The following is a 12,862-nucleotide window of genomic DNA, read 5'->3' as shown; positions in this document are numbered from 1 at the left end:
AAGAAACAAAACAAGATATACCAGATGGTCGTCGGTAAGGCCAAAAGCGTCAGTTCGGTATCCTGTGTGCGCCAGCGCCTTCGCATGCGTTTTCGCTCGCTTTTCTTGTCCATATTAGCCACTCCCTTCGTTTGTTTACATTTAATGTAAGCGCTTTTAAATATTAAGAACCGTATTTCCTTCGATCGCGTTTCACTGGAATAAATTACAATTCTACGTCATCGTTAACGTTCTCAATTATGCGGTTTACTCCCGGAAATTTCCCAATGGATGAGGTCCTTTACATATAGCGGCTCGATTTATCTAATATTATGTATAAGACATCACCCCTTTCATCCAGTCAAAAAACATGAGACCGCAGTCAATAAACGATAGATTTGGAGAGGATATAATCTAAATTTTCATTTATTTTCTACTCTGTTGCAACATTTCTGCCAGGTAAGGGTTCAAGAATACGCCCGAAGGATCAAGTTCTTGTCGAAGACGAAGAAATGCATCCCACTTCGGATATACCGAACGGAGCTGCTCCGCGCGCATCGTGTGCATCTTGCCCCAGTGCGGTCTCCCGCCATGCTGTCTGCAGATATCCTCTACTTTGGCAAAAAAGTCTGCATACTCCATCCCCCGATACATATGTACAGCGATATAGGCAGAATCACGCCCAGTCGCTGGACTAAGCCATATATCGTCTCCCCGTACATAGCGGCATTCGATTGGAAAATGAACAGCAAATTGGTACCGATCTATCGTATTACGTATTTCCTCCAGTACGATTCGCATGTGATCTGTCGGTACACTGTACTCCATTTCGTTAAATCTAACGAGCCGCGGCGTCGCGAAAATACGGTGACTATACCCCACTTCTTGCATATCCGGTACGCCCGCTGCCGACAATCGGCTTATCGGCTTACTAAGGCGCGGAACGAAGCGGCAGCACTCCGACAAGACCCAGAACAGCACATTCTCCATTAGCAAGACTTTCCAATAACTCCATCGGCTTGGCGTTCCGGGGACCACATCCGTCTTATTGCTCAGTTTTATTTGGGCGACATCCGTATAAGGGAACCAGTAAAACTCGAAATGACGGTTCTCCTTCTTTAATAGATCAAGCTGCTCAAGGCATTGGGAGAATGATATTTTGCGGCTCGTATAGCGGAGCGCATACGAAGGTACAACACGTAGCTTCACCTTCACGATAATCCCGAACATCCCTAGTGACACCTGCATCGCCCGAAAAAGCTCTTCATCCTGCTCGACTGAACATTCGAGAATTTCTCCTGTCGCTGTCACCACCGTCAAGCCTACCGCTTGCGTTGCGAGGCTTCCGAGCTGCTCTCCCGTACCATGTGTTCCTGTACTGATCGCTCCTGCAATGGATTGCGCATTAATATCGCCTAGATTCTCTTGCGCAACCCCAAAGGTATGCAATTCTTCCCCGAGTCGGTCCAATTTCGTTCCGCCCCACACTTCAGCAATGCCTTTCTCCAAATCAACAACAATCACGCCTTGCAATTGATCCAAGGAGACCAAGACATCATCGGTCTGGACGAGCATCGTAAATGAATGTCCAGATCCGACAACACGCAGTTTCCGTCCTTCGGCGGCACATGTCTTAACAATCTCGACTACCTCTTCTATGCTGACCGGATATACGATACTCCGCGGTAGTCCGCGTACTAGTCCTGACCAATTGCGCCATTCTTTCGTATTACGCTTCTTCAAATTTATAGATAGCATAGCCCGTCCCCACGATATGTCGTTGTCTCCCCAACGATACCGCTATTCGAAATGTAGTAGAGGTGTGTGAAGCGTTCGCATAACTCTCCTGCTTTGCTATGACGCATAAAGATCGGATCGCCGAGTTCCAGCTCTTCTGGCCCGTTGTAGCGAATCGGCGTCTGAACTTCTCCTGCCCCTTCCATCGCAAGGAGTGCCGCACCTTGCGGTAAGTATGGACGTGGCAGTCTGTCGCTGCCTGCAGCTCCTGAAGCCGTATACCCGCCGCCTAAGCAGGTATAGAGATCACCGCGCGGCTGACGCACGATCTCGATCGCATATCCTGCGGCGGGAAGCAAAGTGAAGTCCCGGTAGTAGTCAAACAGACCGGGCGAATAGAACCCTGAGCCGGCCGTGACCTCGGTGACGACTGACTCCACGCTGCTTGTATGAAGACTACCCGTCCCGCCAGCATTCACGAACCGCAACGGAGGAAGGCCCAATCGGTCAATCGCTACGATCAGCTCCGCCCGCCGGGCAGCGGCTTCACGGATCGAGCAGCGCTTAAGTAACCGCACGATGACGTTCTTCAGAGCCTGCCTCGGCACGCGGTCGCCTAAGCCTGCAACCTGCGCTTCATAACCCATGAGCCCCTCGAGCACGACGTGCCTCGACTGTGCGATGCGCTTGATGAGGTCCAGCGCCGCATCGGTGGAGCGTATAGGCGAGCGCCATACGCCGAAGTGCAGCCCCGGGACATCTATCGACAAATCGATGTCCACACAGAGCGGTAGCACCACGCCGTACTTGGCGGCTGCCACTTCCGCCTGCTCGACATGCTCCTTGCAGTCGACCATTAGCGTGATGTTGCAACCCTCACGCTGATGCATGGCGACGGAGGCGAGCAGGCGTGCGTCCACCGCCGGGTAGCCCAGCAGCAAGTCGGTGAATCCTTGTTGTGCTAGATAGAGTGCTTCGGACACGGTGTAGCACATGATCCCCTGAAACTGCGCATTTGCCTGTAGAATTCGCCGGAGCACATCAACAGAACGGATCGATTTACTCGCAATACGGATTTTCTTCCCATTTGCCCGATGAAGAATGCTCTGAATATTCTGCTGTAGCATATCGAGATCAATGAAGGCAAAGGGCATCTGAAGCCCGGTGCAAACTTCTTTATAGTAATGATAATCACGCACTTAACTCGACCTCCTTTGTAGATAGCTACATCATTCTTGTACTATTAATATTCTAATAACAGAGAGATAGTCCATTATTTCGGGCTCACACAGGGACAATTGCGGGATTGGTTTCTCATCGAAATAATCAAAACTCTCCTTTGTGGTTCCAAATGGAATCATAAAGGAGAGTGGGTACAAAATATTTATCTCGCCGCTTGGCCTTATAAAATTCATGATACAGCGGCTGAGTCGCAAGGCGAAATTAAAGGGGCACCCTATTGGATGCCCCTTAAGTATCAGAAAGATTTATTGGAATGAGCACGGTACAATACCGAACTTATCTCCAAATAGCTGCCTCACGAAATAACCTGTCTACCTTGATGGGGTCATTTCAAATTAATATTTCACGGAAGCAGCCCTACCACCTATTTTAATTACATTGCTGTTAATCCACCGTCGATGACAAATTCAGAACCCGTTGAATAACTAGATTCGTCTGAAGCAAGAAAGAGTACAAGATTTGATACTTCTTCAGATTGAGCCACTCGTTTAAGTGGAATATGTTTCGCAAATTCCTTGATTGCTTCTACTGCGTCACCTTGTGAAACCATTGGTGTCTCAATAACACCTGGATGCACTGAGTTTACTCGGATGCCGAGGGGTGCTAATTGAAGCGCTGCTGCTTTGGTTAATCCTCGAACCGCAAATTTCGTATCCGTATAACCAACTGCTCCACCGACTAACCCATTCATTGATGAAATGTTTACAATAGAGCCATTCCCAGTCTTTTTCATAGAAGAAGCTGTTGCTTTTATTCCAAGAAAAACAGAAACTTGATTGATATCCACTATTTTACGATAATCTGCCTCTGTCATTTCAAAAATCGATTTGCTCATGCTAATGCCTGCATTATTCACTAGCACGTTGACAGGACCAAATGTATTTTCTGTTTCTGCCACAACGGTATCCCAGTCAGCTGCCTTTGTTACATCTTGTTTCACGAACTTCACATTTTCCCCTAATTCTGCTGCTAAGGCTTGTCCGCCCTCTTCATTCAGATCGGTAAAAACAACTTTTGCACCTTCACTTACAAATTTACGGACATGAGATTCTCCCATACCACGTGCGCCACCTGTGATAATAGCTACTTTACCTGCTAAACGTTCCATTTAAAGGTCTCCTTTAGATTTGAATGTCATTAAATTATACTATAAAAAAGATGATATTCAAAAATTTAGATTCTTGTACAGATTGATTGTTATTCACGCTGAATAAAAAAACAGTTTAGCTTACTTATGATAAGGTTCGCCCCGATTAATTTTTCACTATTATAGGTTATAAACCCAGCTGTAGAATCCATCTCGACCAAATGAAATATTGCCAAGTAATTGCTTGTTTATTAATCGAAGAGGGTATATAAAGCTTACCGTAGACACTCCTAAAATATTTAAGCAATTATGCTTTTATTCTATGGGGGCGGATGCCTATCTGTGCATATACGGTATAACTATGTATCTTTGAAAAGCAAAAACGAGCAGCTCATGTTGATCTCTGCCCGCAACAGTTCATTTATTTACCATCGTGAGTTTGCTTTACTTGAATCTCCCATATTGTTTCGCATATGAAACGATTCGTTTATATAACTTTTTATCCTTCATGTTCTTTAAGGGGTAAAATTGGGGCCTCGTATTCACTTCCAGAATCCACGGTTTGCCCATAGAATCCAAACTGATCGAAGTTATTCCCAACAGAGATACCCAAGTCCTTCAATCTTGTCTCCATACGTTTAATCTCGACTGTATTGTATCCTGCGCCTGACATTGTTTCATGAATATAACCGATTTTCCCGCCTTGATTATAGTTCGTCGCAACTTTACCAACCTTTCCTATTTTTGCGAACATAGCAGTGCTAACCCATGCTCCTTTGTTCGTCTTCTGGACCATGACGAATATCAAAGGGTTTTCCGTTCGTTTTAGCCATTGGAAAAGTGGCACAGCTTATCGTACAAACGATTAATCGTAGAATACGTAGATTTGACTGTATTGAACTGGATTTGGTAGCCCTTCTCCTTTCTTTTGATCCGAATAATATCAACCCCGCCCGAACCTCCCGTAGGCTTGAAATAAACAGTAGAATAAGTAGCAAGCATCGAGATCAAGTTCTTTTTATTAAAAAGCATCGTTCGTGGAACATATTTTCTTAAATTCGATTGCTTTAACAGCCAGCCACTTTTTTTCCACTTGCTTTTGATTGAAGTACTCTTATATTTCATTAAGTTACCTCCTATTCATAAGATAGGATATGAATGGAGGTAATAGCCTGTCAACACTTTTGCCTAAGCTATCATACTTGAATGCGTATTCGGAATGAAACGATGATCTCATTAGGATAAATCATCGTTTCATCCCCGCCTATAAACTACCCTAAATTGAAATAAGATCTCTAATCGTGAAATAAACATCCACTGTATAATCGTGATGAGGCGGTTCATATTTGAGTTTAGCCACGTGGCTCTCTAAATCATAATACCAGCCTTGCTGGACGTTCACCCACTCTCGTTGGCCAAGGAACATGGGTAGCTTCGCACCCTGCAAATATACGTCAACCGGTGCAATGTCCAGGCATAACAGATCGATGACCAGCTGCTTGACCTGACATGTATATAGACCTTCATATTCGAAGGAAATCGTCGTTTTTTCACCAGCTTGAACACCGATTGTTGTAGTCAAGTATTGCCCATTCATATACTCATTCGTTGTTCCATCATCTTCATAAAGTGAAAAGTTCGTATTCTCTGACGGCTCAATGATCAGCTCAAGCTCATGAATCGTATCTTGATGAATGTTTGTTAAGTTTACAGCAAGCGGAATAACGGAACCGCTTCGAATAAACATCGGAATGGACGATAAGTCGACAGGAAGTTCGACAACTTTGCCGCCGCTATAACGCTTTTTGGTATGCCAGTCAATCCAATCACTTCCCTCAGGCAAATAAACAGTACGAGAAACCGCCCCTGCTTCCAGTACATTCGCTATGAGTAAAGAGCGTCCGAGCATGAAGTCGAAGCTCTCTTCCCACACCTTCTCATCCTGCTGAAATTCATACACAAGCGGACGCATGACCGGTGATCCTTCCACTGAAGCCTCACGAAGCAAGGTATACAAGTAAGGGACAAGAGAATAGCGAAGATGAATCGCATCCCTGATATAGGAACTGTAGGATGGAAACATCCACGGCTCGGTAACGGTATTATCGGTATTGCAAGAATGAATAGAAAACCTCGGCTGGAAAATTCCATTTTGCACCCAACGCACGAATAATTCCGGTTCTGGTGCAGGGCCAAAAAATCCACCGATATCACAGCCCTGATTCGCGACGCCCGAAAGACCCATCCCAAGAATAATTGGAATGTTAAATTTCAAGCTGTGCCAGCTTGTATTGTTATCGCCCGCCCAAGTCTGAGCATAGCGCTGAATACCAGCAAAGCCCGCTCGATTCACGACATACGGCCGTGTGTTAGGGAACTCTTCAGCAATAGCCTCAACTGCTGTCAACGCCATCAAGTTAGGCATGATCGGCCGAAGAGCGCTGATGGTGCTGCTAGTCCCTTCATAATGACAAATGGCATCGGTATTGTTAATTTCGTACTCGTTATTGTCATTCCATATTGAAGTAACACCACGAGAAATGAAAGAAGCCTTCAAATGTTCTTTCCAAAGCGCTCGCGCCTCCGGATTTGTGAAATCGACGAAGGATGCAGCGCCTCCCCAATAGCGATCCTTCTCCGGACACTCTCCCGTACTGTCCATCACATAAGCGCCTGCTTCTGCGAATTGCTTATAGTGTGGATGCGTGAGCAGCATACCGGGTTTAATATTTGGCGCAAGCGCCGCGCCCTTCTCTATCAAGCCTTCAATGAACTTCGCTGGGTCTGGAAATCGGTCATAGTTCCAATTAAATACATACCGTTTGCCGTCCTGCCCACTCGTATACCCGGAAGACATGAAGAATCCATCGCATGGAATACTTTCCTCAAGGCATCGATCCAGAAAACCCAGAATGGCTCGATCAGAATCCCGCTCCAGCTCGGTGTAGAACATGGTAGATCCCATGTATCCGAGTGAATATTTGGGGGGCATAATCGTTTTTCCCGTTAAATCAGTATACTGCCTGACGACATCTTTAATTTGTGGTCCGTACATAAAGAAGTAATCGAGCTCTCCACCATCTGCACAGAAATAACTATAAGGCGTCCAATAGCCGCTACGCTCAGAACCGATATCAAAGACCGAATCGTAAGAGTTATGATAAAAAATACCCGTTGCCAGTTGATTTGCACCATTAAATTTGATGTAAAAAGGGATATGCTTGTACAGAGGATCGGTTCGCTCAGCATCGTATCCAATCGTATCGATATTGTGCATGCGCAGCCTACGTTTCCGCTTATTTAACTGGCCACTTTTCTCCCCGAAGCCGTAGTAGTAGTCCTCTGTACCCATCGTGGAATAGTGATACAAGCGGCCGTGCTTATCCTGCACATAAGCACGATCTTTCACATCCGAATGCAATACAACACCATTCATGTCTTGAATTTCAATCGCAAACGGCTGCTTGTGAACAATAATATTCAGTTTAGCGGTCGACATCTGCACACTCGAATCCGTCTCCTTGTACACGATCGGCAGTGGATTAACTTTGATGCGATCAGATATAACCGCATCCATCTTATCATCCCAGGCAGTCATCGCTAACGCATAAGAAGCCTCCTCCCCAAATTGCTTATCGAATGTACACCGAATGCGAATGATTTCATCATTCATGAGTACGAGGCGATAAAGAGCTACATCGGTGGCAAGCTCCAGGTAGCCGGGACCTTCTTTTATATCAATTAGTAATTTACTGACATTCATACTTCATTCCCCTTTCATTGCCGCACCATTTATTTCATCCCGGAAGTAACCATACCGCTCACAAAATGACGCTGGAATACAACGAATACGATGAGTACAGGTATCATTGTAATGACAGACATCGCGAGCAAGCTGCCCCAATCGACATTGAATTCTCCAATAAAGTTGGAGAGAGCCAATTGGACCGTGTACTTCGATGGATCGCTGATGCCGATAAGCGGCCATAGAAAGTCGTCCCAGCGCCACATAAAGGAGAAGATTGCCAAGACTGCCAAGATTGGCTGACAAATTGGCAATATGATCTGTACATAGATGCGCCATTCGGATGCCCCATCCATTCGTGCGGCTTCCAGCAGCTCGTCAGGGACTGACAGCAAATACTGTCTCACCAAAAATACACCTGTCGGCGTTGCTGCAGGTGGAATAATAAGAGCAAGCAAAGTATTGTATAGTCCTAATGCGCTAAGCACTTTAAAGATCGGAATCATGATAACTTCTAGCGGAATCATGAGAGTTGAGATGAAACCAACAAGTAGAATCGTAGCTCCCTTAAAGCGGTATTTCGCAAGCGCAAACCCGGCCATCGAGTTAATGAGCAGCAGCAGCACCGTAGAACTAATGGCAACGATTGCGCTGTTCATGAAATAACGGCCAAAGTTGCCTTTCTCGAATGCATTTACAAAATGCTCAAAGGTAAATGGACTCGGCCAAAAACTAATAGGGAAGCTGTACAAATCCGAATTGGTTTTGAAGGCAGATAGAAAAACCCAGAGCACCGGAAAAATCCAGAAGGCGGCAAGGACAATGAGTAGCAAATATACCAAATATTTTAGCGAAGGCTTAAGCTCCATCTTAGTTTTCGCCTCCTTTGGTTAGTCGGAATTGAAGAATCGTGAATATGGAAATAATGATGAAGAGTACGATCGACATGGCGCTGGCCATGCCTAGTTCTTGCCTTGCAAATCCCGTATCATAAATATACTGAACGATAAAGGTTGTCGCTTTGTTCGGACCGCCTCCCGTTAGTGCAAACATGAGCGGATACGCTTTGAAAGCGTCAATGGTTGTTAGCATGATGACTAGCAGGGTTGTAGGCTTAAGCATTGGAAGCGTAATAGCCATAAAAGCCCTTCGTTTAGAAGCACCGTCCAGATAGGAGGCCTCATAATAATCTCTAGGTATGGCCTGCAGACCTGCTACGAATATGACCATAAAAAAGCCTAGGCGAGACCATACAGTAGCTATAATAACGATTAAGTTGGCGTAGAAAGAACTTGACAAGAAAGATATAGATTCAGAGCCTAACAAGCTTAATAGATGATTCAAAATACCAAGATCGCCGAAAATCCATCTCCACGTCAATCCAACAATGATGAATGAAATCATGGTTGGCCAGTAAAAAATCGAACGAAAGAAGCCTCTGAATCGAATGCTTTGGATAAGTAAAATAGCTACACCAAGCGCTGAGCAATAAATCAATGGAACAACGATGACCGCATAAATAGTCGTCTTACCAAGCGTACTCCAGAAGTCTTTTTTCGCGAAAATCTCCATATAGTTTTCAAAGCCGATGAATTTCATCGGATTCAAGCCGTCGTACTTATGAAATGAGTAATAGAATCCTAGTATGATGGGAATAACGATGAAAGTTAAAAAAATCAGCAGATTGGGCAGTACAAACAAATAAGGAGCAAGCATGCGCTTGCGCTTCGGCCGCGATGATTTCTTCATTTCCGCAGGTATTGCCTGGGATGACATAACATATTGCCCCTTTCATATGAGAAATCAGGGCGCTAGCTCGTAGCGCCCCAAAAGTCGTTCTATTTGCTCACATCTGCAATGGCTTTGTTAATGATAACCGCAACCTCATCCAATACTTCCTTCGCTTCTGACTGACCCGCTATAACCTTCACAATTCCTTCCTTCAAATCTATGCTGAACTTAGGAACGATTTCTTGCTTAGACCAGTCTGATGCAGCAGCTGGAATTGTATTGTTCAGTTCGTCAGCGAACAGCTCGAACATTTCCTTGCCAAAGGCATAATCCAGCTCTGCACTATCCTTGCGTGGACTCATAAACAATGATTCCAGATTGAACCTCGAATTCACTTCTTTACTGGACAAGTATTCGATGAAGCTCGCCGCTTCGTCTTCTACACCTGATTTTTCGAATGCCATTATGAATTTACCACCTGGTACGGAGGAGCGATTGGCTGCTTTTGGCATAGGCATGACGCCCCACTCGAAATCCGAAATATCTTTATAGCTGCTTATGTTCCAATTGCCAGCGAGATGTGCCGCAACTGTTCCGGTACGGAACAAGTTATTCGGGTTTTCGCCGCCCAGCCATACTGATGTAGGAATAATGCCGTCATCATGCATTTTTTTGAAATATTCCAAAGCTCGAACGCCCTGTTCATTATTGATGGTGGCTTCCGTTCCTTCAGCGTTCATCATGCTACCGCCGAATTGATAAAGCAGCGTTGACCATCGATGCGGTGTGAAATCCCATACGAGGCCGTATTTTGCTCCACCCTTCTCCATGACCTCCTTAATTGCTGCGTTGAACTCATCCCATGTCAAAGTGTCATCACCTGAAGTCGGAACAACGACACCGGCTTTTTTAAACAATGTCTTGTTGTAGAAAATGCCATTTGCCGTAACATCCATCGGTGCTGCTACAACCTTATTATCAATGACATAGTAAGGCTCTATAGAGTCGATAAATTGTGACGTGAACGCTTCTACGCCTCCAAGCTTCTCAGCAAGATCGACTGCTCGACCCGAGAAGGCACCAATCTCAGTCGTACTAATTCGTGCTAGTGCAGGTGGTTTGCCGCCTGAGATCATCGTTTTCAACTTAGTAGACAAATCCTTGTAAGGGACTTCAGTCAGCGTTACTGTAATATGAGGGTTTTTATCTTCATATTGCTTAATGATTTCCTTCATAACGTCGCCTTCGACCCCATCTGAGAACCAAACGAAATCAAGCGTAACTTTCTTTTTGGCGTCCGTAGCACCTTTGTTAGCGCTTTCATTTTGTCCGCAAGCAGTAACCAATAAAGCAATAGCAACAAACAAGAAAGCTATCGAACTAAATCTGAATTTTCTTTGCACACCTTCAACTCCCCATTATTATTAAATGCATTTAACTGTCAGCGCTTATTTTTCTGTACATTTGTGGGGAAGCGCCAGAATATTGTTTAAAGGTACGACTGAAATGAATCGTCGTATTAAATCCTAACTTTTCGGAGATGCTGCTAATCGAATCATCATTGGTGAGCAGCATCTTTTTCGCCTCTTCCACACGCTTTCGCATGACATAGTTGTTAATCGTATACCCTGTTACTTCTTTGAAACAATGACACATGTAATACTTGCTTAGATGATGCATTTTTGCCAATTCGTCCAAACTGATCGTATCGGTAAAATTCTGATTCAAGTTCTGTAGAATACATCGAACGCTTACCTGGCTGGGAGAATGCTTCTGATTAGGCGACATTTCTATCAGATGCTTTGACTTCCGATAAATACAGAGCAGCATCTGAGTTAATTGGGTCTTCAGCATGTAGTTATACCCGAAGGCTTCTCTCTCCGTCTCCTGATGCAAAAAACCAAAACATCGTTCCATCTCCTCACGTTCATCAGGTGACCAGCGAATTCGCAGTCCGCTTGGAGAATCAAATAAAGTAAGCAGCCTGTCATAAAGCTCCGACGGTACATGATCCTCTAGAAACGAAGGCATGAAGTTGACATAACTTCTTACATATCGCACGCCCTTAGACGGATTAACGCGATGAATTACACTTCCGCTGAACAAGAGCATATCACCTGGAAGCAATTCATAAATATCATCTTCAATGACATAGTTCGCATTGCCCTGGATGAACAAGTACACTTCCAATCCTAAATGCGTGTGAACAGGCCATTGGTGCTGCCATTCATCGTAATGGGATCGGACGTAAATACCGTTACTTTTTAAAGCAAGATTCGTAGGTGTGTGAATCATCATTGAAATTTCAATCACCCCTTTCAGACTTGAATTGGAAAAATTATTAGAAATTTGGTAAGAAATGTTCTTTTATAAAGGTAATATAACATGCAAATACTTTGTTAGTCATACTGATATTGCTTCAGACTTAACGGATATTGCTGAAAACACTCCAATAAAATTAAGCGCTCTCATTTTCTTCGGTAAAGGAACTAGGCGCTGGGTTTGTCCAACTCTGATCACTCCGCGTGAATACTTTTATTCGCCTGGTGTCATCCTGTTAACTCCCAATGCGTGTTAACTGGAGTAGGCGTGAAATTCTTTAACTTGCTAAGTAAGTATTTTGACTTTTTTAGCCGTCATTTATGGTACGGTTCACCGTGTCATATATAGGGCAAAATTTTTGCGCGGATAAACGGTAAACCGAATTGAAACCGCTCATCCGATAACCAGATGAGCGGTTTTTACATTCTACTTCTCCTGCTCCTTTATATCCTGCTCAATCCCCAACAGAATCAGCTTCAATCCGAACTCAAACGCTCTGTCAGTCCCCATTAACTCGAACAGCCCGTTCGTGAACATCCTCCTGAACAGTCCCGCTTCCGTCTCGCTCATGGAGTCCAGAAGGCGAATCACCTCCTCACCCGGAACTGCTCCCGGGTCCTCCTTAAGGATAGCGGAGACATTGCGCTCTTGCTGATAATCGTCTAGGACGAAGTAGTAGACATAGTTCACAAGCGTAGTAATCACTTGTGCATTTTCTGTTCTTGCTCAAGCGGCGTCGATTCCACGCAGAGCAGCATACGGTTGGTGAACCGGATAATGTCCGGTTCGTGGGGCAGCGTCATCATCATGAGCTGCGTGGAGCAGGGATACCGGCTGAGCACACTCCGTACCGTTACCGCAAGCCCCGTCAGCTGCTCCTTCCAGTCCCCCTCGGAGTGGAACTCCTCCAGAATCGTTTTCGATACCTGGTTGGCAAGACGCTGGTAGAGATTCTGCTTGCTCTTGAAGTACCAGTACAGTGAGGGAGCCTGAATCCCAAGCCGGTCTGCCAATCGTCT

9 protein-coding genes and 2 pseudogenes are annotated in these 12,862 nt (G+C 44.9%); all 11 read right to left on the bottom strand.

Annotated elements, in window-relative coordinates; all coding sequences use genetic code 11:
- Positions 1-405 precede the first annotated feature (405 nt).
- Positions 406-1,737, bottom strand: coding sequence for a D-arabinono-1,4-lactone oxidase (locus AC1D69_RS24715; protein ID WP_495458767.1), 1,332 nt, complete (start codon positions 1,735-1,737; stop codon positions 406-408).
- Positions 1,725-2,870: an amino acid deaminase/aldolase gene (locus AC1D69_RS24710; RefSeq protein ID WP_495458768.1), complete on the bottom strand. Its 1,146-nt coding sequence runs from the start codon at positions 2,868-2,870 to the stop codon at positions 1,725-1,727. The genes AC1D69_RS24715 and AC1D69_RS24710 overlap by 13 nt, the downstream gene beginning before the upstream one ends.
- Positions 2,871-3,331: 461 nt before the next feature.
- A complete protein-coding gene (locus tag AC1D69_RS24705; RefSeq protein ID WP_495458766.1) occupies positions 3,332-4,066 on the bottom strand; it encodes a glucose 1-dehydrogenase in 735 nt (244 codons plus the stop codon).
- A gap of 423 nt (positions 4,067-4,489) precedes the next feature.
- A pseudogene (locus AC1D69_RS24700) lies at positions 4,490-4,799 on the bottom strand (YheC/YheD family protein).
- A gap of 71 nt (positions 4,800-4,870) precedes the next feature.
- Positions 4,871-5,170, bottom strand: a complete 300-nt coding sequence (locus AC1D69_RS24695) for a YheC/YheD family protein (protein WP_495458765.1) — start codon at positions 5,168-5,170, stop codon at positions 4,871-4,873.
- Positions 5,171-5,321: 151 nt separating this feature from the next.
- The gene (locus tag AC1D69_RS24690; protein WP_495458764.1) at positions 5,322-7,808 is read right to left on the bottom strand and encodes a glycoside hydrolase family 31 protein; all 2,487 of its coding nucleotides are present in this window, start codon (positions 7,806-7,808) and stop codon (positions 5,322-5,324) included.
- Positions 7,809-7,837: 29 nt separating this feature from the next.
- Positions 7,838-8,659, bottom strand: a complete 822-nt coding sequence (locus AC1D69_RS24685) for a carbohydrate ABC transporter permease (protein WP_495458763.1) — start codon at positions 8,657-8,659, stop codon at positions 7,838-7,840.
- A 1-nt stretch (position 8,660) separates the two neighbouring features.
- Positions 8,661-9,539 carry a carbohydrate ABC transporter permease gene (locus tag AC1D69_RS24680; protein ID WP_495458762.1) on the bottom strand — a complete coding sequence of 293 codons (879 nt, stop codon included), beginning with the start codon at positions 9,537-9,539 and terminating at the stop codon, positions 8,661-8,663.
- A gap of 89 nt (positions 9,540-9,628) precedes the next feature.
- The gene (locus tag AC1D69_RS24675) at positions 9,629-10,924 is read right to left on the bottom strand and encodes an ABC transporter substrate-binding protein (RefSeq protein WP_495458761.1); all 1,296 of its coding nucleotides are present in this window, start codon (positions 10,922-10,924) and stop codon (positions 9,629-9,631) included.
- A gap of 31 nt (positions 10,925-10,955) precedes the next feature.
- A complete protein-coding gene (locus AC1D69_RS24670; protein ID WP_495458760.1) occupies positions 10,956-11,819 on the bottom strand; it encodes an AraC family transcriptional regulator in 864 nt (287 codons plus the stop codon).
- Between the two features lie 450 nt (positions 11,820-12,269).
- A pseudogene (locus AC1D69_RS24665) lies at positions 12,270-12,862 on the bottom strand (TetR/AcrR family transcriptional regulator); the annotation flags it as partial.

This window comes from Paenibacillus sp. Y301 (assembly GCF_059445505.1).
This window is presented reverse-complemented; position numbering and strand designations above follow the sequence as displayed.

Coding starts and splice junctions, on each gene's coding strand:
- AC1D69_RS24715 (WP_495458767.1), bottom strand. CDS start 1,737: ATGCTATCTATAAATTTGAAGAAGCGTAATACGAAAGAATGGCGCAAT.
- AC1D69_RS24710 (WP_495458768.1), bottom strand. CDS start 2,870: ATGCCCTTTGCCTTCATTGATCTCGATATGCTACAGCAGAATATTCAG.
- AC1D69_RS24705 (WP_495458766.1), bottom strand. CDS start 4,066: ATGGAACGTTTAGCAGGTAAAGTAGCTATTATCACAGGTGGCGCACGT.
- AC1D69_RS24695 (WP_495458765.1), bottom strand. CDS start 5,170: ATGAAATATAAGAGTACTTCAATCAAAAGCAAGTGGAAAAAAAGTGGC.
- AC1D69_RS24690 (WP_495458764.1), bottom strand. CDS start 7,808: ATGAATGTCAGTAAATTACTAATTGATATAAAAGAAGGTCCCGGCTAC.
- AC1D69_RS24685 (WP_495458763.1), bottom strand. CDS start 8,659: ATGGAGCTTAAGCCTTCGCTAAAATATTTGGTATATTTGCTACTCATT.
- AC1D69_RS24680 (WP_495458762.1), bottom strand. CDS start 9,539: ATGAAGAAATCATCGCGGCCGAAGCGCAAGCGCATGCTTGCTCCTTAT.
- AC1D69_RS24670 (WP_495458760.1), bottom strand. CDS start 11,819: ATGATGATTCACACACCTACGAATCTTGCTTTAAAAAGTAACGGTATT.